This window comes from Rhizobium pisi (assembly GCF_003938655.1).
Classification (GTDB): Bacteria; Pseudomonadota; Alphaproteobacteria; order Rhizobiales; family Rhizobiaceae; genus Rhizobium; species Rhizobium pisi.
In genome coordinates this window covers 57,127-79,153 of sequence record NZ_RJJT01000029.1, presented here as the reverse complement: position 1 = coordinate 79,153, position 22,027 = coordinate 57,127, and the positions used below count along the sequence as shown (strand labels likewise).

Annotated in this window: 18 protein-coding genes; 13 read left to right on the top strand and 5 right to left on the bottom strand. The window is 61.0% G+C overall.

What is annotated here, in order from left to right; translation table 11 throughout:
• The 9 genes from EFD55_RS33525 to EFD55_RS29125 form a co-directional block, all read left to right on the top strand.
• A partial coding sequence (locus EFD55_RS33525) for a hypothetical protein (RefSeq protein ID WP_208653554.1) occupies window positions 1-188 on the top strand: 188 nt, incomplete at its 5' end.
• 53 nt (window positions 189-241) lie between these two features.
• Window positions 242-1,204, top strand: a complete 963-nt coding sequence (gene ytfQ, locus EFD55_RS29160) for a galactofuranose ABC transporter, galactofuranose-binding protein YtfQ (RefSeq protein ID WP_125850035.1) — start codon at window positions 242-244, stop codon at window positions 1,202-1,204.
• Window positions 1,205-1,322: 118 nt separating this feature from the next.
• Window positions 1,323-2,846 carry a galactofuranose ABC transporter, ATP-binding protein YtfR gene (gene ytfR, locus EFD55_RS29155; protein WP_125850033.1) on the top strand — a complete coding sequence of 508 codons (1,524 nt, stop codon included), beginning with the start codon at window positions 1,323-1,325 and terminating at the stop codon, window positions 2,844-2,846.
• On the top strand, window positions 2,843-3,856 hold the full coding sequence (locus tag EFD55_RS29150; protein WP_125850031.1) for an ABC transporter permease: 1,014 nt from the start codon (window positions 2,843-2,845) through the stop codon (window positions 3,854-3,856). Before ytfR ends, EFD55_RS29150 begins: the two co-directional genes overlap by 4 nt.
• On the top strand, window positions 3,853-4,821 hold the full coding sequence (yjfF, locus tag EFD55_RS29145) for a galactofuranose ABC transporter, permease protein YjfF (RefSeq protein ID WP_125850029.1): 969 nt from the start codon (window positions 3,853-3,855) through the stop codon (window positions 4,819-4,821). The genes EFD55_RS29150 and yjfF overlap by 4 nt, the downstream gene beginning before the upstream one ends.
• 13 nt (window positions 4,822-4,834) lie before the next feature.
• Window positions 4,835-5,620 (top strand): FadR/GntR family transcriptional regulator, encoded by a 786-nt coding sequence (locus EFD55_RS29140; protein ID WP_125850028.1) that lies wholly within the window; start codon window positions 4,835-4,837, stop codon window positions 5,618-5,620.
• Window positions 5,621-5,783: 163 nt separating this feature from the next.
• The gene (gene glmU / locus EFD55_RS29135) at window positions 5,784-7,145 is read left to right on the top strand and encodes a bifunctional UDP-N-acetylglucosamine diphosphorylase/glucosamine-1-phosphate N-acetyltransferase GlmU (RefSeq protein WP_125850026.1); all 1,362 of its coding nucleotides are present in this window, start codon (window positions 5,784-5,786) and stop codon (window positions 7,143-7,145) included.
• Window positions 7,146-7,254: 109 nt separating this feature from the next.
• On the top strand, window positions 7,255-9,081 hold the full coding sequence (gene glmS, locus EFD55_RS29130; protein WP_125850024.1) for a glutamine--fructose-6-phosphate transaminase (isomerizing): 1,827 nt from the start codon (window positions 7,255-7,257) through the stop codon (window positions 9,079-9,081).
• Between the two features lie 135 nt (window positions 9,082-9,216).
• Window positions 9,217-9,924 (top strand): DUF502 domain-containing protein, encoded by a 708-nt coding sequence (locus tag EFD55_RS29125; protein WP_125850022.1) that lies wholly within the window; start codon window positions 9,217-9,219, stop codon window positions 9,922-9,924.
• An 81-nt stretch (window positions 9,925-10,005) separates the two neighbouring features.
• Here the strand turns inward: EFD55_RS29125 and recG are convergent, their stop codons facing one another.
• Window positions 10,006-12,111 (bottom strand): ATP-dependent DNA helicase RecG, encoded by a 2,106-nt coding sequence (gene recG / locus EFD55_RS29120; protein WP_125850020.1) that lies wholly within the window; start codon window positions 12,109-12,111, stop codon window positions 10,006-10,008.
• A 92-nt stretch (window positions 12,112-12,203) separates the two neighbouring features.
• Between recG and EFD55_RS29115 the strand changes: the two genes are divergently transcribed.
• Genes EFD55_RS29115 through EFD55_RS29105 form a run of 3 tightly spaced genes read left to right on the top strand, consistent with a single transcriptional unit; the run spans window position 12,204 to window position 16,492 of the window.
• Window positions 12,204-12,509 carry an FAD assembly factor SdhE gene (locus EFD55_RS29115; RefSeq protein ID WP_125850018.1) on the top strand — a complete coding sequence of 102 codons (306 nt, stop codon included), beginning with the start codon at window positions 12,204-12,206 and terminating at the stop codon, window positions 12,507-12,509.
• The gene (gene mfd / locus EFD55_RS29110) at window positions 12,506-16,009 is read left to right on the top strand and encodes a transcription-repair coupling factor (RefSeq protein WP_125850016.1); all 3,504 of its coding nucleotides are present in this window, start codon (window positions 12,506-12,508) and stop codon (window positions 16,007-16,009) included. Before EFD55_RS29115 ends, mfd begins: the two co-directional genes overlap by 4 nt.
• A 15-nt stretch (window positions 16,010-16,024) precedes the next feature.
• Entirely contained in the window at window positions 16,025-16,492 is a 468-nt protein-coding gene (locus EFD55_RS29105; RefSeq protein ID WP_125850014.1) for an OsmC family protein, read from the top strand.
• A gap of 26 nt (window positions 16,493-16,518) precedes the next feature.
• Here the strand turns inward: EFD55_RS29105 and EFD55_RS29100 are convergent, their stop codons facing one another.
• Entirely contained in the window at window positions 16,519-17,190 is a 672-nt protein-coding gene (locus EFD55_RS29100; RefSeq protein ID WP_125850012.1) for a DsbA family oxidoreductase, read from the bottom strand.
• 55 nt (window positions 17,191-17,245) lie between these two features.
• The gene (locus tag EFD55_RS29095) at window positions 17,246-19,048 is read right to left on the bottom strand and encodes an extracellular solute-binding protein (protein ID WP_125850010.1); all 1,803 of its coding nucleotides are present in this window, start codon (window positions 19,046-19,048) and stop codon (window positions 17,246-17,248) included.
• Between the two features lie 286 nt (window positions 19,049-19,334).
• Between EFD55_RS29095 and EFD55_RS29090 the strand changes: the two genes are divergently transcribed.
• The gene (locus EFD55_RS29090) at window positions 19,335-19,994 is read left to right on the top strand and encodes an invasion associated locus B family protein (protein ID WP_125850008.1); all 660 of its coding nucleotides are present in this window, start codon (window positions 19,335-19,337) and stop codon (window positions 19,992-19,994) included.
• A 114-nt stretch (window positions 19,995-20,108) separates the two neighbouring features.
• Here the strand turns inward: EFD55_RS29090 and hspQ are convergent, their stop codons facing one another.
• Both hspQ and glnA read right to left on the bottom strand, forming a co-directional pair.
• Window positions 20,109-20,438, bottom strand: a complete 330-nt coding sequence (gene hspQ, locus EFD55_RS29085; RefSeq protein ID WP_125850006.1) for a heat shock protein HspQ — start codon at window positions 20,436-20,438, stop codon at window positions 20,109-20,111.
• A 158-nt stretch (window positions 20,439-20,596) separates the two neighbouring features.
• Window positions 20,597-22,006 carry a type I glutamate--ammonia ligase gene (gene glnA / locus EFD55_RS29080; RefSeq protein WP_125850004.1) on the bottom strand — a complete coding sequence of 470 codons (1,410 nt, stop codon included), beginning with the start codon at window positions 22,004-22,006 and terminating at the stop codon, window positions 20,597-20,599.
• Between the last annotated feature and the right edge of the window lie 21 nt (window positions 22,007-22,027).

Sequence of the window (22,027 nt, the reverse complement as noted above, 5' to 3'; positions counted from 1 at the left end):
CCAAAACCGGCCACGGCGTAAGCCGAAACCTCCTTCTTCGCCCTCTGCCAACACGACCGGCAAAGAATCCTATCGCCAAAAAAGCAAAACCCGCCGAAAAAATCGACGGGTTTGTCAGCAGTCTGAGCGCCCCTTGTGGGCGCTCTTTTTTTCCCGGCGCATGCGAAGATTCCGATTTACAAAAGTAATACTATATGATTTTTTGACCCTGCGCCGCGAGATGCGGCATTGGGAGGAAATCATGAAATTGAAGACTGCACTTTTGAGTGCCACGGTTCTTGTTGCCTGCATGTTCGGTTCGGCTTCGGCTGGCGGCTTGACCGTCGGCTTCTCGCAGATCGGCTCGGAATCGGGCTGGCGTGCGGCTGAAACGACCGTAACCAAGGAGCAGGCGAAGAAGCGTGGTATTGATCTGAAGTTTGCCGATGCGCAGCAGAAGCAGGAAAATCAGATCAAGGCTCTGCGCTCCTTCATTGCTCAGGGCGTCGATGCCATTCTCATTGCTCCTGTTGTTGAAACCGGCTGGGACGACGTTCTTAAGGAAGCCAAGGAAGCCAAGATTCCGGTCATCCTTCTCGACCGTACCATCAAGGCTCCCGATGATCTCTACCTGACGGCGGTTACGTCGGACCTGGTCCACGAAGGCAAGGTCGCTGGCGACTTCCTGGTCAAGACCGTTGGCGACAAGAAGTGCAATGTCGTCGAGCTGCAGGGCACGACCGGTTCGTCGCCGGCCATCGCCCGCAAGAAGGGCTTCGAAGAGGCTCTTGCCGGCCACGACAACCTGAAGATCGTTCGCAGCCAGACCGGTGACTTTACCCGCACCAAGGGCAAGGAAGTCATGGAAAGCTTCCTCAAGGCCGAAAATGGCGGCAAGGATATCTGCGCTCTCTATGCCCATAACGACGATATGGCCGTCGGCGCCATCCAGGCGATCAAGGAAGCCGGTCTGAAGCCCGGCAAGGATATCCTCGTCGTCTCCATCGACGCCGTGCCGGACATTTTCAAGGCTATGTCCGAAGGCGAGTCCAATGCCACGGTCGAGCTGACGCCTAATATGTCGGGCCCGGCCTTCGATGCGCTCGACGCCTATCTGAAGGACAAGAAGGCTCCGCCGAAGTGGATCCAGACCGAGTCCAAGCTTTACACGCCTGCTGACGACCCGATGAAGGTCTATGAAGAGAAGAAGGGCCAGGGCTACTGATTAAACCTGGAACCGCACCGGTCCATCATGGGCCGGTGCGGAACTGCCGGTACCATCAGGGCGTCATGCCCTTTTTTGGCACAGGCGTAAGGCGCAATATCAGGAAACCGCAGCCCTCATGGTTCACAATTTCGAGAATATTCTCGCAGCCTCCGGCATATCGAAATTCTTCCCCGGCGCCGTCGCCCTGGACAAGGTGGATTTCACGCTGCGCCGTGGTGAGGTTCATGCATTGCTCGGCGAGAACGGTGCCGGCAAGTCGACGCTGATCAAGTGCATTACAGGCGCCTACCATCGTGATGGCGGCAGCCTGACGCTGGACGGCCAGGAAATCAATCCGGCCAATACGCTCGCCGCCCAGAAGCTCGGCATTGGCACAGTCTACCAGGAGGTCAACCTCCTTTCCAATTTGAGCGTCGCCGAGAACCTCTTTCTCGGACGCCAGCCGAGACGCTTCGGCATGACCGACATCCGCGCGATGAACCGCAAGGCGCGCGATCTGCTTGCCGGCTATGGCATCGATATCGACGTCACCGCCGAACTCAGCCGTTTCTCCGTCGCCGTCCAGCAGGTGGTGGCCATCGCTCGTGCCGTCGATCTCTCCGGCAAGGTGCTAATCCTCGACGAGCCCACAGCAAGCCTCGACAGTCACGAAGTGGAGCTGCTTTTCCGCATTATCGAGGATCTGAAGAAACGCGGGCTCGGCATCGTCTTTATTACCCATTTTCTCGAGCAGGTTTATGCGATCAGCGATCGCATAACCGTGCTGCGCAACGGCAAGCTTGTCGGTACCCGCGATGCCGCCGATCTACCGCGCCAGGGCCTGATTGCCATGATGCTCGGCCGCGAACTGGCGCATGTCGAGGAGGCTGCCAGGGAACGCAGCGTTGCTGCGGGCGACGTTCGATACCGTTTCGCAGGCTACGGCAAACGCGGCAAGGTCAAGCCTTTCGATCTTGAAGTCAGAGCCGGAGAGGTGGTCGGCGTCGCCGGGCTGCTCGGCTCCGGTCGTACGGAAACCGCCGAACTCCTTTTTGGCATCGAACATGCGGATAGCGGCAGTGCCACGATCGACGGCAAGGCTGTGACGCTTTCAAGCCCGCGCGCGGCAATCGAAAAGGGCTTTGGCTTCTGTCCCGAGGACCGGAAGACCGATGGCATCATCGGCGACCTGTCGATCCGGGAAAACATTGCGCTGGCCCTGCAGGCTCGTCGCGGCTGGACGCGGCCGCTTTCGCGGGCGGAGCAGAATGCGCTCGCCGATCGCTACATCAAGGCGCTCGATATCCGCACGACCGATCGCGAGAAGCCGATCCGGCTGCTCTCCGGCGGCAACCAGCAGAAGGCGATCCTCGCCCGCTGGCTGGCGACCAATCCGAAGTTTCTGATCCTCGATGAACCGACCCGTGGCATTGATGTCGGCGCTCATGCCGAGATCATCCGGCTGATCGAAAAGCTCTGCGCCGATGGCATGTCGCTGATCGTGATTTCCTCGGAACTTGAAGAACTTGTCGCCTATAGTTCACGCGTCATTGTACTTCGCGACAGGCAACATATCGCCGAACTCACCGGCGAACGTATCACGGCCGCCGGCATCGTCGAAGCCATCGCCGCCGCCGAGCATAAGATGGAGGAGGCATGAGGTCCTCGCTGAACGCGCTGGCCTATCGCCTGGCGCCACAATTGATCGCGCTCGTTGTCATTCTTTTGTTGAATTTCATAACGTCGCCCCAGTTTTTTAATGTTGTTGTTCAAAACGGACGCCTCTACGGCAGCCTGATCGATGTGCTGAATCGCGGCGCACCGGTGGCGCTCTTGGCGATCGGCATGACGCTGGTGATCGCCACCAAGGGCATCGACCTTTCCGTCGGCGCGGTCATCGCCATCTGCGGCGCCGTCGCTGCATCGTCAATTGTCGCTGGAGGTTCAGTCTCTTACACAATTTTCCTGACGTTGGCGATCGGGCTTGCCTGCGGTGTCTGGAACGGCTTCCTGGTGGCTGTCCTCAATATCCAGCCGATCATTGCCACGCTTGTGCTGATGGTTGCCGGCCGCGGCATCGCGCAGCTCATCACCGAAGGCGCCATCCTGACCTTCAACAATGACGGCCTGACCTTCTTCGGCAGCGGCTCCATGGCCCTCTTGCCGATGCCCGTCGTCATCTGGTTGCTCGTCGGCCTGCTCGTCATCCTGCTCGTTCGCCGCACGGCGCTCGGCATGCTGATCGAAGCCGTCGGCATCAATCGCCGCGCCAGCACGCTCTCAGGCATTCAGACACCGGTACTGCTGATGGCCGTCTATATGCTGAGTGGCCTCTGCGCCTCGATTGCAGGCATCATCGTCGCAGCCGATATCAAGGGCGCAGACGCCAACAATGCCGGCCTCTGGCTTGAACTCGACGCCATCCTGGCCGTTGTCGTCGGTGGCAATTCATTGCTCGGGGGTCGCTTCAGCATTCTTGGATCGCTGATTGGCGCAATGATCATCCAGGCGGTGAATACCGGCATCCTGTCATCCGGTTTCCCGCCCGAATTCAACCTGATCATCAAGGCGGTCATCATCATCGTGATCCTCGTCATCCAGTCTCCGGCGGTCCAATCGCTCGCCGTCTTCGCCAGCCGCCGGCAGGGCGTTATGGAGCAGCCGAAATGAACTCCAAATATCTGCCGCTGCTTGCGACTATCGTCATCTTCGTGCTCGCCTATGCCGGTTGCACGCTGCAATATCCGAACATTCTGTCGACGCGCGTCATCGGCAATCTTTTGACCGACAACGCCTTTCTCGGCATTGCTGCCGTCGGCATGACCTTCGTCATCATCTCGGGCGGCATCGACCTGTCGATCGGTTCGGTCATCGCCTTCACCGGGGTCTTCCTGGCGGTCATCCTTCAGAAAACTTCGATCCATCCGCTGCTTGCCTTTGCACTCGTTCTCGTCATCACCACCGCTTTCGGCGCCATCATGGGTGCGATCATCCACTATCTCGAAATGCCGGCCTTCATCGTCACGCTTGCGGGCATGTTCCTGGCGCGCGGCATGGCCTTCGTGCTCTCCATCGACAGCATCCCGATCGACCACGAGTATTATGCGACGCTGACGAGCCTCTATTATCGTCTTCCCGGCGGCGGACGGCTGACGCTGATCGGCGGCATCATGCTTCTGGTCTTTGCTGCCGGTGTCTTCATCGCCCACCGCACCCGCTTCGGCACAAACGTCTATGCACTCGGCGGCGGCCCGCAGACGGCGCGGCTGATGGGCGTGCCGGTCGGTCGCACGACGATCCAGATCTATGCTCTGTCGGGTTTTCTGGCGGGCCTATCCGGAATCGTATTTTCGCTCTACACTTCCGCCGGATATTCGCTTGCTGCAGTCGGCGTCGAGCTCGACGCCATCGCGGCAGTCGTTATCGGAGGAACGCTGCTGACCGGAGGAGCGGGATTTGTGGCGGGAACGTTGATCGGTATCCTGATCCAGGGGCTCATTCAGACCTACATCACCTTCGACGGCACGCTGTCGAGCTGGTGGACCAAGATCCTGATCGGCCTTCTGCTGTTTGCATTCATCCTGATGCAGAAAGCCATCCTGTTCCTTTCCAGCCTGAACAAGAGGTATGCCTGAGGAGACGGGTCGCTTGCGCAACAAACTGATCGAGACACGCAAGACAGGGCGCAGAACCCGGACGAGCCACGCTCAAGTGGTCGACGAACTCGGTAAGGCGATCGTCGCCGGCACCTATCCTGTCGGCTCGATCCTGCCGGGCGATACCGAACTGGCGCAACGCTTCAAGGTGTCCCGCACGGTGCTGCGCGAGACGATGAAGACGCTCGCCGCCAAAGGCATGGTCGTCGCCAAGGCGCGGGTCGGCACGCGCGTGACCGAGAAGAACCTCTGGAACATGTTCGACAGCGAGATCATCGCCTGGCATTTCGACAACGGTGTGACAGAAGAGTTCCTGCTGCAGCTTTACGATATCCGTCTCGCCGTCGAGCCATTCGCCGCCGGTCTGGTCGCCGAACGGGCGAATGCAGAGGATATAGAGATGCTGCGCGAGCTGGCGCTTGAGATGGCGGCGGCCGGTCATACCGCCGACAGCCTGGCGCTCGCCGACCTGCGCTTTCACCTGGCGCTCGCTGAAGCTTCGCATAATCCCTTCATGCGCACACTCGGCAGCCTCATCGAGGCGGCGCTCGTCGGCATGTTCCGCATGAGCACGCCGCCCTCGGAAAATGGTTTCGCCAATATCGCCGACACCCACATGCGCATCGTCGATGCGATTGTTGCAGGCGACAGCGCCGCCGCGCGCCGCGCCATGGAAGTTGTGATCGTGGACGGCCGCGATCATGTGCGCGAGGCCTTCGCGGCCCGCGGTTCCCAGGCGGTCATAGGGTCGATTTCGGCCGCAATTTCCTCTTTGTAAAAGCTGTGCTTATCTGCCGCGCCGTGTGTCTCTTACACACGCAAAAGACGCTGTAGCACTTTGAATTGCCGCATAATTTAATCCTCAAATCGATTCCGATTTACGAAATTATGCAGTATGAGGCAGAAAAGCCGCCTCATGGCGGGGATTCGCGGAGCAGATCATGGAACGCACTTGTCTTGCCGTCATTCTTGCCGCCGGTGACAGCACGCGGATGAAATCTTCGAAATCGAAGGTGCTGCACCCGATCGCCGGAAGGCCGATGATCGCTCATGTGGTCGAGGCGGTGGCCTCCGCCGGCATCTCCTCCGTCGCACTCGTCGTCGGCCGTGATGCCGAAGATGTGGCGAAGGCGGCCGATATCGGCGGCGTCGGGATTGAATCCTATCTGCAGAAGGAGCGTCTCGGCACCGGCCATGCGGTGCTCGCGGCGCGTGATGCGATCGCCAAGGGCTATGACGACATCCTCGTCACCTATGGCGACGTGCCGCTCCAGACCGATGGACCGCTGAAGGCTGCTCGCCAGGGTCTTGCCGATGGTAGTGATATCGTCGTCATCGGCTTCCATACCGACCGTCCGACCGGCTATGGGCGCCTGCTCGTCAAGGACGGTGAACTCATCGCCATTCGTGAGGAAAAGGACGCGACCGACGCCGAGCGCACCGTCACTTGGTGCAACAGCGGGCTGATGGCGATCAACGGCCGCAAGGCGCTCGATCTTCTCCAGCGCATCGGCAACGCCAATGCCAAGGGTGAATATTATCTGACCGATCTCGTTGAGATCGCCCGTTCGCTTGGTGGGCGCGTCACCGCCGTCGATGCCCCTGAGATCGAGATGACCGGCTGCAACAACCGCGCCGAACTTGCCGTCATAGAGCGCTTCTGGCAGGAGCGCCGCCGCCACGAGATGATGCTTTCAGGCGTCAGCATGATCGCCCCGGAAACCGTCTTTCTTTCCTACGACACCGTCATCGGCCAGGACGCGCTGATCGAGCCGAATGTCGTCTTCGGTCCTGGCGCGGTGATCGACAGCGGCGCGGTTATTCATGCCTTCTCACATATCGAGGGCGCCCATGTCAGCGAAGGCGCGACCGTCGGCCCCTTCGCGCGGCTGCGGCCAGGTGCCGATCTCGGCAACGGCTCGAAGGTCGGCAATTTCTGCGAGGTCAAGAACGGCCGGCTCGGCGAGGGCGCCAAGGTCAACCACCTCACCTATATAGGTGATGCCGTCATCGGCGCCGGCAGCAATATCGGCGCCGGCACGATCACCTGCAATTATGACGGGGTCAACAAGAGCGAGACGGTGATCGGCGAAAACGCCTTCATCGGTTCGAACTCTTCGCTGGTCGCACCGGTGACGATCGGCGACCGCGCCTATATCGCCTCCGGCAGCGTCATAACAGCCGACGTGCCGGCCGATGCGCTGGCGCTCGGCCGCGCCCGGCAGGAGATCAAACCTGGACGTGCGACGCTGCTGCGCGAGCGGGCGCTTGCCATCAAGGCGGCGAAGAAGGCCAAGGCTTGAGGCTGCTTTGCGTAACCGGCGGAAATTGAAAGTGACCGCCGAGGTGATTGAGAAATAAGCGGGAATCGTTAGGACTGGCCTCGTTATCGAAGCCTTATGGGGATTTTGCATGTGCGGTATTGTGGGGATCGTCGGAACTCAGCCTGTGGCCGGGCGCTTGGTCGATGCGCTGAAGCGTCTTGAATATCGCGGTTACGATTCCGCCGGCGTCGCCACGATCCATGACGGCGTGATGGATCGCCGCCGTGCCGAGGGGAAGCTCTTCAATTTGGAGAAGCGTCTCGATGCCGAACCGCTGCCCGGCATGGTCGGCATTGCCCACACGCGCTGGGCGACCCACGGCATTCCCAATGAGACTAATGCCCATCCGCATTTCGTCGAAGGTGTGGCCGTCGTCCACAACGGCATCATCGAGAATTTCTCCGAGCTTCGCGACGAATTGACGGAAGAAGGATCGGTCTTTGAGACCCAGACCGACACCGAGGTCGTCGCCCATCTGATGGCAAAGTACCTGCGCGAAGGCCTGGAGCCGCGCGCCGCCATGCTGAAGATGCTGAACCGGGTGACCGGCGCCTATGCGCTCGCCGTCATGCTCAAGGCCGATCCCGGCACGATCATGGCCGCCCGTTCCGGTCCGCCGCTCGCTGTCGGCTACGGCCGCGGCGAGATGTTCCTCGGCTCCGATGCGATCGCGCTTTCGCCCTTCACCAACGAGATTACCTATCTCGTCGACGGCGATTGCGCTGTCATCAACCGCGACGGCGTCTCGGTGCTCGATTTTACCGGAAAGCCGGTCAAGCGCGCCCGCCAGATCTCGCAGGCGACCGCCTATGTCGTCGACAAGGGCAACCACCGCCATTTCATGGAAAAGGAAATCTACGAGCAGCCGGAGGTGATCTCCCACGCGCTCAGCCACTATGTCGATTTCGCCGAGAACACGATCAGCACGAATGCCGCTGCAATCGACTTCAAGGCGGCGAGCGGTCTGGCGATCTCGGCCTGCGGCACCGCCTATCTCGCCGGCCTCGTCGGCAAATACTGGTTCGAGCGTTATGCCCGCCTGCCTGTTGAGATCGACGTCGCCTCCGAATTCCGCTACCGCGAAATGCCGCTCTCGCCGTCACAGGCCGCACTCTTCATCTCGCAATCGGGTGAGACCGCCGATACGCTGGCATCGTTGCGCTATTGCCGGGAGAACGGCCTGAAGATCGGTGCTGTCGTCAATGTTCGTGAATCGACGATCGCCCGCGAATCCGATGCCATCTTCCCGATCATGGCCGGGCCGGAGATCGGCGTCGCCTCGACCAAGGCCTTCACCTGCCAGCTTGCCGTGCTGGCATCGTTGGCGATCGGCGCCGGCAAGGCGCGCGGCACGGTGAGCGCCGATGAGGAGAGGGCGCTTGTGCGTCATCTCGCCGAAATGCCGCGCATCATGAGCCGTGTGCTGAACCTCATCCAGCCGCAGATGGAAAGCCTGTCGCGTGAGCTGTCCAAGTGCAAGGACGTGCTCTATCTCGGCCGCGGTACCAGCTTCCCGCTTGCGATGGAAGGCGCGCTGAAGCTCAAGGAAATCTCCTATATCCATGCCGAAGGTTATGCCGCCGGCGAATTGAAGCACGGACCGATCGCGCTGATCGACGAGAACATGCCCGTCATCGTCATCGCTCCCTTCGACCGCTTCTTTGAAAAGACCGTCTCGAACATGCAGGAGGTCGCAGCCCGCGGCGGCCGCATCATCTTCATCACGGACGAAGCCGGCGCGGCAGCCTCGAAACTGCCGACCATGGCGACGATCATCCTGCCCGTCGTCGATGAAATTATCGCACCGATGATCTTCTCGCTGCCGATTCAGCTGCTCGCTTATCACACGGCCGTCTTCATGGGCACCGATGTCGATCAGCCCCGTAACCTGGCGAAATCCGTAACGGTGGAATAAGCCTCCTGGGCCGGAATGGTCGCGCCGAAACGTGTTGTGCGGCGCGCCGAATTCTGGCAATTTTGGTCTGCGGACAAGGGGGAAGGGCCGGCGTTCCGGCCTGTCCACGACTGAGATGGAGCTCATCAGGAAACGATGACCAACAACACCCCCAGAATGCCGGTCGCGACTCGGCTGAGGAATAATTTTCTCGCAGGCCTGATTATCTGCGCGCCGATCGCGATCACGATCTGGCTGACATGGACCTTCATCCACTGGTCGGACAGCTGGGTCAGGCCCTATATTCCGGCGCGTTGGAACCCCGAAAGCTATCTCAATTTTGCCATTCCCGGTTTCGGCCTGCTGATCGCCGTCGTGCTGATTACCGTCGTCGGTTTTCTCGGCAAGAACCTCATCGGTCAGAGCATCGTCCGGTTCGGCGAATCGATCGTTCAGCGCATGCCGCTGGTACGCACGATCTACAGAAGCGTGAAGCAGATTTTCGAAACCGTGCTAAAGGAGCAGGCGAACTCCTTCAAGAAGGTCGGCCTCATCGAATATCCGGGTCCGGGCCTCTGGGCGCTGGTGTTCATCGCCACCGACGCCAAGGGCGAGATCGCTTCGAAGTTCAATGCCATGGGCCAGGATATGGTCGCCGTCTTCCTGCCGCCGACGCCGGTGCCGACGGCGGGTTTCCTCGTCTTCGTGCCGCGCGAAAAGATCGTCATGCTCGACATGTCGCCCGAGGATGCCGCCAAGTTCCTGATTTCAGGCGGCCTCGTGGCGCCGGAACACATGCACGCCGGGCCGAAGCAGAAGCATCTGGCGCGGCCGAAGCCGGTCGCGGTTTCCAAGGCCGACTGATGCATGTCGCCCAAAAGTGTTCCGCGGTTTTGGGGAAACGACATGCATAGAACAAAGACTTAAAGCGCGCCGCGGCGCGCTTTATCCCGCTCTCAGAAACCGGATCGCCTCATCGCGGCGGAAGAGATAGAGCAGGGTGCGAATTGCCTGTCCTCTTTCACTCGTCAGTTCGGGATCGCGCTCGATGAGATAGGCGGCATCCTTGCGGGCGATCTCAAGCAAATCAGCATGTGCTTCCAAGCTGGCGATGCGGAAGCCTGGCGTGCCGGATTGCCGTGTGCCGAGCAATTCGCCTTCGCCACGCAGCTTCAGATCCTCCTCGGCGATGCGGAAGCCATCCTCCGTCTCCCGCATGATCGAGAGCCTTGCATGGCCGGTGTCGCCGAGCGGCCCCTTGTAGAGCAGGATGCACGTCGAGGCCTCGTCGCCGCGCCCGACGCGGCCGCGCAGCTGGTGCAATTGCGCCAGGCCGAAGCGTTCGGCATGTTCGATCACCATGATCGTCGCATCCGGCACGTCGACGCCGACCTCGACGACTGTCGTGGCGACGAGAAGCCGGGTCTCGCCGTTTTTGAACGCCATCATCGCTGCGTCCTTCTCCGGCCCGTTCATGCGGCCGTGGATCAGGCCGATATTGGGACCGAGCGCGGAGACGAGTGTCGCATGCCGTTCCTCGGCCGACATCAGGTCAAGCTCTTCGGATTCTTCGACCAGCGGGCAGATCCAGTAGGCCTTCTTGCCCTCGGCGATCGCGCCCTGCAGCCGCCCGACGATTTCGCCGGTCCGCTCCATCGGCACGGTGATCGTCTGGATCGGCTTGCGGCCGGCCGGTTTCTCGGTGAGTTTGGAGACATCCATGTCGCCGAAGGCGGCAAGCACCAGGGTGCGCGGGATTGGCGTCGCCGTCATGACAAGCATATGTGGCGAGATGCCCTTGGCAGTCAGCCGCAGCCGCTGATGCACGCCGAAGCGATGCTGTTCGTCGACGACGGCAAGCATCAGATTGGCATAGGCGACGCTGTCCTGGAACAAGGCATGCGTGCCGATGATGATTTGCGCCGCGCCGGAAGCGATGCGCTCCAGGATGTCCTCCCGTTCGCGTCCCTTGGTGCGCCCGGTCAGCACCTCGATGCCGAGCCCGGCGGAGGCGGCGAATTTCGAGATCGTCGCGTGGTGCTGCCGCGCCAGGATTTCGGTCGGCGCCATCAGCACGGCCTGGCCGCCGCTCTCGATCACCGCCGCCATCGCCATCAGCGCCACCAGCGTCTTGCCGGAGCCGACGTCCCCCTGCAGCAGCCGTAGCATGCGCTCGGTCCCGGCCATGTCCTTTAAAATCTCGGCGATCGCTTCGTTCTGGCTTGTCGTGAGTGAGAAGGGTAAGGTTTTCAGAATCTTGTTGCTGAGGGCGCTGGTTGCATGCACCGGTTGGCCTGCCACCTTGCGCAGCCTCTGCCGCACCAGGCTCAGCGACAGCTGGCCGGCGAGGAACTCATCATAGGCAAGCCGTCTCCGGGCAGGGGCCTGCGGGTCGATATCGGCGGGGTCGCGTGGCTCGTGCAGCATATGGAAGCTGTCGCGGATCGACGGAAGCCCCTGTTTTTGCGTCAGCGCCAGATCGATCCATTCCGGCAGCTCGGGAAAGCGCGGCAGGGCGGCATCGATGATCTTACGCAGCGTCTTCGGGGAAAGTCCTGCCGTCAGCGGATAGATCGGTTCGACGAGTGGCAGGGTCTCCGCCTCGTCGGCCCTGACGATATAGTCGGGATGCACCATCGAGGCGCGGCCATTGAACCAGTCGACTTTGCCGCTGACCGTCACCTCCGCATCAACAGGCAGCTGCTTTTCCAGCCATGCCGCCTGTCCGCGGAAGAAGACCAGCGTCAGCTCGCCTGTCTCGTCATGCAGGAAAACCCGGTAGGGGATATTGCTTTTACCGCGCGGCGGCACCTGGTGCCGGTCGACGCGCGCCGTGATCGTCACGATCGCGCCCTGCGTCGCGCGGGCGATTCCCGGTTGGTTGCGCCGGTCGATCAGCGAGAAGGGCGCGTGAAAGAGCAGGTCGATGACCCGGCAATCTTCCGCCGTCTCGCGCCCGAGCAGCTTGACCAGCAGTTCGGCGATCTTCGGGCCGACGCCCGGAAGGCCCGAAATGGGGGAAAACAAAGGATCGAGAATGGCGGGGCGCATGCGGCCAAAATGCGATGAACAATGCGGCCTTGGCAAGGCTGACAAGCCGCTTTCGAGGGTCTATAGAGGCGCATCAACAGGAAGGTAATGCCATGACAGGTGTCACGCTCACGAGTGCCGGTCTCGATCCGCGCCGCCGCCGCATCCTTTTCCGCTGCTGGCATCGCGGCATCCGCGAGATGGATCTGGTCTTCGGCCAGTTCGCCGAAACCGAGCTCGCCAGACTGTCGGAGGCCGAGCTCGACGAGTTCGAGACGATCATGGCGGAAGAGGACAATGATCTCGTTCGCTGGATCATGGGAACCTGGCCGGTGCCCGAGCGTTTCCAGACACCGATGTTTGCCAGGCTTGCCGCCTACAAGCCCGATTTCGACAAGCCCCTCAGGACGCCGGAATGATCCCTGGTTTCGATGCGAACAAGCTTGCGGCCATTGCCGAGCCGCTGACGATCGGCAATGTGCCGGCAGGTCTCGAAACGCTGCTGCTCGCCGAGCTTGCCCGCACGGGAGAGCCGGTCGCCTATGTCATATCAGACGGCCATCGCATGGCCGATCTCGAACAGATGCTGGGCTTCGTCGCTCCCGATATTCCGGTTCTCAGTCTGCCGGCCTGGGACTGCCTGCCCTATGACCGTGTCTCGCCGAGCGCTGATACCTCGGCCCGCCGGCTTGCGGCACTTGGCGGCCTCATCGCCCATCGCAAGAAGCCACATGCCGCAATCGTGCTCGTCACCGCCAATGCAATGCTGCAGAAGGTGGCTCCGCAGGATGTCATCGAAAGCCTGAGCTTTTCGGCCCGTCCCGGCAACCAGCTGCGCATGGACGATCTCGCCGGCCGCCTGGAGCGTAATGGCTTCGAGCGCGTCGCAACCGTCAGAGAAGTCGGCGAATATGCCGTGCGCGGCGGCATTCTCGATGTCTTCGTGCCGGGCTCGGAAGAGCCGGTCCGCCTCGATTTCTTCGGCGATACTCTGGAGAGCATCCGCAGCTTCGATCCCGCCAGCCAGCGCACGACGGGGCAGGTACGTTCCCTCGATCTCAACCCGATGAGCGAAGTGACGCTGACACCGGATACGATCAGCCGCTTCCGCAAGAATTATCTCTCGGCCTTCGGTGCTACCACTCGCGACGACGCGCTCTACCTCGCCGTCTCCGAGGGCCGCCGTTACCCCGGCATGGAGCACTGGCTGCCGCTTTTCTACGAGAAGCTCGATACCGTCTTCGATTATCTCAGCGGCTTTCGGCTCGTCACCGACCATACGGTGCGTGAGGCGGCGGAGGAGCGCTCCAAGCTCGTCCTCGATTATTACGACGCCCGCCTGAATTCCGGCCAGCCGACAAAGGGCCAGATGAACCAGGGCACGCCCTACAAGCCGGTGACGCCGGGCCAGCTCTATCTCGACAGCAAGCTTTTCGTCAAAACCCTCGACGCGCTCGGCGCGATCCGCATCAGCCCCTTCAATGAGCATGAGGGCGAAGCGCGGCGGGTCGTCAATGTCGACGCCCGCCAGGGCCAGCGTTGGGCCCGCTCCAATGCCGAGGGCGGCGGCGATGCCGAACGCGTCAATATCTTCGACGTCGTCGTCAAGCATATTGCCGATCGTCGCGCCGCCGGGGCGAAGGTGCTCGTCACCGCCTGGACCGAAGGTTCGCTGGAGCGCCTGCTGCAGGTGCTGAACGAGCACGGCCTGGAAAAGGTGAAGCCGGTCGAGGCGCTGAAGGATGTCGGCTCGCTGGCAAGAGGCGAGGCGGCCGCTGCCGTGTTCAGCCTCGAATCCGGTTTCGAGGCGGGCGACCTCGTCGTCATCGGCGAGCAGGATATATTAGGCGACCGCATGGTGCGCCGCTCCAAGCGTCGCAAACGCGCCGCCGATTTCATCTCGGAGGTTGCCGGCCTCGACGAGGGCTCGATCGTCGTCCATGCCGAACATGGCATCGGCCGCTTCATCGGGCTGAGGACCATCGAGGCGGCAGGCGCCCCGCATGCCTGCCTCGAGCTGCAATATGCCGACGACGCCAAGCTTTTCCTGCCGGTCGAGAACATCGACCTTCTCTCGCGCTACGGCGGCGAGGGCACTGAAGCCCAGCTCGACAAGCTCGGCGGTGGCGCCTGGCAGATGCGCAAGGCCAAGCTCAAGAAGCGCCTGCTCGACATGGCCGATGCGCTGATCCGCATCGCCGCCGAGCGCCTGACGCGCCACGCGCCGATGCTGACCACGCCCGAAGGCCTTTATGACGAATTTGCGGCCCGTTTCCCTTATGACGAGACCGAAGACCAAGATAACGCCATCGAGGCGGTGCGCTCCGATCTCGGCGCCGGCCGGCCGATGGACCGTCTCGTCTGCGGCGACGTCGGCTTCGGCAAGACCGAAGTAGCACTGCGCGCCGCATTCGTCGCAGCGATGAACGGCGCCCAGGTCGCCGTCGTCGTGCCGACGACATTGCTCGCCCGCCAGCATTTCAAGACCTTTTCCGAGCGTTTCCGGGGGCTGCCGGTGCGTATCCAGCAGGCCTCGCGTCTTGTGGGCGCCAAGGAGCTGGCGCTGACCAAGAAGGAAGTGGCGGACGGCAAGACCGATATCGTCGTCGGCACCCATGCTTTGCTCGGCGCCGGCATCAAATTCGCCAATCTCGGCCTGCTCGTCATCGACGAGGAACAGCATTTCGGCGTCAAGCACAAGGAGCGGCTGAAGGAGCTGAAGAGCGACGTCCACGTGCTGACGCTGTCGGCGACGCCGATCCCGCGGACGCTGCAGCTTGCCATGACCGGCGTGCGCGAACTGTCGCTGATCACCACACCGCCGGTCGATCGCATGGCGGTGCGCACCTTCATCTCGCCCTTCGACAGCCTCGTCATCCGCGAGACCCTGATGCGCGAGCACTATCGCGGCGGCCAGAGCTTCTACGTCTGCCCGCGCCTTGCCGATCTGGAGGATGTGCATGCCTTCCTGCAATCGGATGTGCCTGAGCTGAAGGTCGCCGTCGCCCATGGCCAGATGCCGGCCGGCGAACTCGAAGACATCATGAATGCCTTCTATGAAGGCCGCTACGATGTGCTGCTGTCCACAACCATCGTCGAATCCGGCCTCGATGTGCCGACAGCCAACACGCTGATCGTCCACCGCGCCGACATGTTCGGTCTTGCCCAGCTCTATCAGCTGCGCGGCCGCGTCGGCCGTTCGAAGGTGCGCGCCTTCGCGCTCTTCACGCTGCCGGTCAACAAGGTGCTGACTTCAACCGCCGAACGGCGCCTCAAGGTGCTGCAGTCACTGGATACGTTGGGTGCCGGCTTCCAGCTGGCGAGCCACGATCTCGATATCCGTGGCGCCGGCAATCTGCTCGGCGAGGAGCAATCGGGCCATATCAAGGAAGTCGGCTTCGAGCTCTATCAGCAGATGCTGGAAGAGGCGGTTGCCGAGGTCAAGGGCGTCGACGAGATCCACGATACCGGCTGGTCGCCGCAGATCTCGGTCGGCACGACGGTGATGATTCCCGACAACTACGTGCCGGACTTGCATCTGCGCATGGCGCTCTACCGCCGTCTCGGCGAAATCACCGAGCTCAAGGAGATCGACGGCTTCGGCGCCGAGATGATCGATCGCTTCGGCCCGATGCCAATCGAAGTCCAGCATCTCCTCAAGATCGTCTACATCAAGTCGCTCTGCCGCACCGCCAATGTCGAAAAGCTCGATGCAGGCCCGAAGGGTGTCGTGGTACAGTTCCGCAACAAGGAATTCCCGAACCCGGCAAACCTCGTCGGTTACATCGGCAAGCAAGGCACGATGGCGAAAATCCGCCCCGATCACAGCCTCTTCCTGACACGTGACCTGCCGACGCCAGAAAAGCGCTTGCAGGGCGCCGCGGTCATCATGACGCAGCTCGCCGAACTTGCGAAATAGACAACGGAGACAGGGATGGCGAAATACGGCGCAACGATCGCCTGGCAGCGCAACGGCGAGACCTTCACCGACAACCGCTACAGCCGCGTCCACCGCTGGACCTTCGATGGCGGCATCGAGGTGCGGGCGTCCGGGTCGCCGCATGTCGTTCCACTGCCCTATTCCGCCGAGAATGCCGTCGATCCCGAAGAGGCTTTCGTCGCTTCGCTCTCCAGCTGCCACATGCTCTGGTTTCTGTCGCTCGCCGCCAAACAGGGCTTCTGCGTCGACAGCTACACCGATGCTGCCGAGGGTGTGATGGAGAAGAATACTGAGGGCCGTCTTGCCATGACCGGCGTGACGCTGAGGCCGCATGCCGTCTTCAGTGGTGAGAAGCAGCCCTCGCTAAGCGAGCTTGAAGCGTTGCATCACCGCGCCCACGACGAATGCTTCATCGCCAATTCGGTGAAGACCGAGGTGCGCTGCGTTCCGGTACTGGGTTAGAGCTGAGGCCGTTATCGGGCCGTCTGTCAGTTAAGCCCCGATCGAACCTCGGCCTTCGCCTTGGCAATGTCGCGCAGCGCGTTCGCCAGCACCTCGGGCGTCTGAGCGCCGCTGACGGCATACTGCTGATCGAAAATGAAAAACGGCACGCCGTTGACGCCCATTTCCTGCGCTGCCCGGATCTCGGCGACGATCAGATTGCTATCGGCATCGGAGGCAAGCAGCGAGGCGATGACCGAGCGGTCGAGGCCGGCCTTTTCGGCGATATCGAGCAGCACCCCGTGGTCGCCGACATTGCGGCCTTCCTCGAAATTCGCCTTAAACAGCGCGGTGACGATCTTGTCCTGCTTCTCGCGACCCTCGATCATTGCCCAGTGCACCAGCCGATGGGCGTCGAGCGTGTTCGGGCCGATCTTGATCGCTTCGAAATCGAAGGCGATACCGACTTCTCGGCCGAGGTCAGTAAGCATCTTGTGCGCCTGCGCCACGCGCTCCTCGCCACCGAGCTTCTGCGCCAGCGCCATTTTCTGGTCGACGCCTTCCTTGGGATAGTCGGGATTGAGCCGGTATGGCCGCCAGTTGATGTCGACGCCGATCTCATCCTGCACTTCGGCAATGGCAAGTTCCAGCCGCGCCTTGCCGAGATAGCACCAGGGGCAAACGACATCCGAGACGACGTCGACGGTGATACGCTCCATAATGATTTTCCTTGCTTTTGGTGTGCCCTCCGAGGGGAGGTAATTCGGCGATCTGCTACTGCGCGCTCGCATCCCACCATACCGGCAGCTGGTAGCCGTAGAGTGGCACTGTGTCGGGATGGCCGATGCGCTTGCTGCGGGCAACCCACTGCTGATCCATATGATAGAGTGGCAGCACGTAATGGCTGGAAAGCAGCAGTCGGTCGTAGGAGCGCACCGCCGCGGTGAAATCCTCGGCCGAGCGCGCCCGCAATACGTGGTCGATCAGTGTGTCGAGATCGGGATCATTGGCGCCGGCAAAGCTGTCCGTACCCTCGCGCGTGCGCGCGGCCGACGACCAGCGGCCGAGCTGTTCGTTTCCGGGAGAGAGCGACGATGTGTAGGACTTCATGATCATGTCGTAGTCGAAGCTATTCGTCCGGCTCTGATATTGCGAATCATCGACGGTGCGAATCGACGCGGCGATGCCGATCGCCTGCAGCGAACGCTGATAGGCAACGGCGAGCTTCTCCTGGTCGGCATTCTGCGTCATGATCTCGAAGGCGAGCTGGCGGCCGGAGGCATCGGCCATTTTACCGCCCTGGATCGTATAGCCACCCTGCTTCAACAGTCCGACCGCCTGTTTCAGCACATCGCGGTCGCGGCCGGAGCCGTCGGTAACAGGCAGTTTATAGGTGCCGTCGAGAATATCGGGCGCGATCTTGTCCTTGATCGGCCCGAGCAGAGCCAACTCGGCCGCATAGGCGGGAACGCCGAAACTCGACAGCTCGGAATTCTGCCAGAAGCTCTGCGTGCGTTTGTAGGCGCCGGAATAAAGGTTCTTGTTCGCCCATTCGAAATCGAACACCAGCGACAGGCCGTCACGCACCTTGGGATCGGTAAAGATCGGCCGGCGGGTGTTGAACACGAAGCCGAGCATGCCGCTTGGCAGTTTCGGTGTGAACACGTCCTTGACCGCAGCGCCCGAGGTGACGGCGGGGAAATTATAGGCATTGGCCCAATGGCCGGGATTGCCGTCCGGATAGATGTCGACATCGCCTTTCTTGAAGGCCTCGAACAGCGTCGTGTCCTGCAGGAAATACTGCACGGTGATCTGGTCGTAATTGTCGGTGCCGACCTTGGCGGGAATGTCCTTGCCCCAGTAATTCGGGTCGCGTTCATAGGTGATGCTCTCGCCGGGCTTCACTGTCTTCACCTTGTAGGGACCGGATCCGACCGGCGGCGTCAGCGAGGTGCGGTCGAAGGTTTCGGGATCGATTGCATGTTTCGGCAGCACCGGGAAAAGGCCGAAGATCAGCGGCGTCTCGCGGTCGGCCTTGTCGTTGAAGGTGAAGCGCACGCTATGCTCGCCAATCTTCTCCATCTTGGCGACGACGTTGAGGCGGTTGGAGAAAGGCACGCGGCCCCTGTCGCGCATCAATTCGAAGGTGAACATCACGTCTTCGGGCGTCACCGGCTGGCCATCCGACCATTTTGCCTTCGGATTGAGGTTGAATTGGACGAAGCTCCTGTCGTCGTCCCATTCCACCGTCTCGGCCAGCAGGCCGTAGAGCGTGAAGGGCTCATCCCTCGAGCGCTGCATCAGCGATTCGTAGACGAGATTGCCATAGTCCGGATCCCACATGCCGCGCGCCGTCGTGCGCATGCTTTTCAGGATGAATGGGTTGAGGCTGTCGAAGGTGCCGACGACACCATAGGTGATCTTGCCGCCCTTCTTCACATCCGGGTTGACGTAAGGGAAGTGTTTGTAGTCCGGCGGCAAGGCCGGCTCGCCATGCATCGCGATGCCGTGCAGCGGTTCTGCGGCAACAGTGCCGCACAGCAGCGAGAGAACGAGGGGGACGACGATCCGGAGCATTCGGCAATCCTTGATCCGCAAAAACGGGCATGATTCACCGCGGAGATTATCATGGGGTCGACCGATTCCAACACCAAGGGGGGATTTCTTTGGCACGGCTGCGAAATTGCCGCTCAATTTGCCAAAGAAATGCTGGATATCTTGAACGCTGCGATGTAACAGGTGAACCCGAAGTTTTGGGGTCATGCATTTGCCTTATTTTTCCATGAGGTGGAGTGCCGAACGACCCGATGGTTGGGACGGCAAAGTCGCTGCCCCGAACGGATATCAGGAGACGGAATTCGTTATGATGTTCAAGTCTGAAAAGAAAATGCGGGCAGCACTGTCCGTTCTGGCAGTGATGTTCGGCGCCGCTTCGGCTCCGGTCTCCTCCTTTGCACAGGATGCAGCGGCACAGGCTCCGGCCGACGCGCAGGCAGCCGGCGCGCCGAAGCTCGGCTGGTACAAGACCTGCAGCAAGCAGGAAGACAACGACATCTGTGTTGTCCAGAACCTGATCCTTGCCAATGGCGGTCAGCTCGTCACGGCAGTCGGCCTGATCTCGGTCACCGGCAAGATCAACCGCAAGCTCCTGCAGGTCTCGGTTCCCACCGCGCGCCTGATCCCCCCGGGCATCATCATGCAGATCGACGGCGGCAAGGGCCAGAAGCTCGACTACGCCGTCTGCCTGCCGGACAAGTGCACCGCAGAAATTCCGCTGACCGACGCGATGATCGCCAGCCTCAAGAAGGGCAGCGACGTGATCTTCACCTCGATCAATTTCCGCCGCGCCCCGAACCCGATCAAGATCTCGCTCGAAGGCTTTACCGGCGCTTATGACGGCGAACCGGTTTCCGAATCCAAGCTCGCTGAAAGCCAGCGCAGCCTGCAGGAGGGCATGCAGAAGAAGGCCGAGGAAGCCCGCAAGAAGCTGGAAGACGCCCAGAAGGCAGCCAAGGCGCAGTAATCCTGCCATCACATTTGATAAAGAAACCCGGTTTCGCGCCGGGTTTTTTATTGCCCAAAGAAAAGGCCCCGCTGGGAGAGACGGGGCCTTGTTGCATGCTGTGGGATACCCGATCTAGTGGGCGAAGCTCACCTTGGGTTTGAACTGCCCTGACGGGGCCTGATCGAAAATCTGGTAGATCTGTGGGTTTCGAAGCGGTGTGCCGCTTTCGTCGTTCACCAGGTTCTGCTCGGAGACGTAGGCCACATATTCGCTTTCGTCATTTTCGGCGAGCAGGTGATAGAAGGGCTGGTCCTTGCTGGGGCGCACCTCGGCCGGAATGGAATTCCACCATTCTTCCGTATTCGCGAACTCAGGATCAACGTCGAAGATGACGCCGCGAAACGGAAATACCTTGTGCCGAACCACTTCGCCGATACTGAACTTTGCTAGTCTTTCTTTCATGGTACGACTTCCTTTCATCACCAAATTTGGTGATTGGTGCCGCGCAAATCAAGATTTTTGCGCGAGTTCGTCACATGAACGTCATATCCTCCTAGTGGCGTCCATGACCTGGGAGGCGAAAGCCCCGGCGGACCGGGACTTTCCGTTTTCTCAGCCGCTTAGGCTGAATAGTACATGTCGTATTCGACCGGATGCGGCGTCATTTCGAAACGCATCACCTCAGCCATCTTCAGCTCGATGAAGGCATCGATCTGGTCGTCGTCGAAGACGCCGCCTGCTGTCAGGAACTTGCGGTCCTTGTCGAGGCTTTCAAGCGCTTCGCGCAAGCTACCGCAGACGGTCGGGATCTTCTTCAGTTCTTTTGGCGGCAGATCGTAGAGGTCCTTGTCCATGGCCTTGCCAGGATGGATCTTGTTCTTGATGCCGTCGAGGCCTGCCATGAGCATCGCGGCGAAGGCGAGGTAGGGGTTGGCGGTCGGATCCGGGAAGCGGACTTCGACGCGCTTGGCCTTCGGGTTGGAGCCGAACGGAATGCGGCAGGACGCCGAGCGGTTGCGGGCGGAGTATGCCAGCAGAACAGGAGCTTCATAACCCGGGACGAGACGCTTGTAGGAGTTCGTCGACGGGTTGGTGAAAGCGTTGATCGCCTTGGCATGCTTGATGATGCCGCCGATGTAGAACAGGCAGCTTTCGGAAAGGCCTGCATATTCGTCGCCGGCGAAGGTCGGCTTGCCGCCCTTCCAGATCGACTGATGCACGTGCATGCCCGAGCCGTTGTCGCCGAAGATCGGCTTCGGCATGAAGGTCGCCGTCTTGCCGTAGGCGTTCGCCACTTGGTGCACGACGTATTTGTAGATCTGCATCTTGTCGGCGTTACGCACCAGCGTGTCGAACTTGATGCCGAGTTCGTGCTGGGCGGCGGCGACTTCATGATGATGCTTTTCGACGGCGACGCCCATCTCGGAGAGCACCGTCAGCATTTCCGAACGCATGTCCTGGGCGCTGTCGACCGGAGGAACCGGGAAATAGCCGCCCTTGACGCGCGGGCGGTGGCCGAGGTTGCCGGTCTCATAGTCGGTGTCGTCGTTCGACGGCAGTTCGGTCGAATCGAGCTTGAAGCCGGTATTGTAGGGGTCAGCCTTGTACTTGACGTCGTCGAAGACGAAGAATTCGGCTTCCGGGCCGACGAAGATCGTATCGCCGATGCCGGATGCCTTGAGGTAGGCTTCGGCCTTCTTGGCGGTGCCGCGCGGATCGCGGTTGTAGGCCTCGCCGGAGACCGGATCGAGGATGTCGCAGACGATAACCATGGTCGACTGAGCGAAGAACGGGTCCATATGCACCGTTTCGGTATCGGGCATCAGCACCATGTCGGACTCGTTGATGGCCTTCCAGCCACCGATCGAGGAGCCGTCGAACATGACGCCGTCAGCGAACATGTCTTCATCGACGCAGGCAACGTCCATCGTCACGTGCTGCAACTTGCCCTTCGGATCGGTGAAACGCAGATCGACGAACTTCACGTCGTTTTCCTTGATCTGCTTCAGAATTTCGCTTGCGGTCGCCATTAAATACGTTCCTCCGATTTG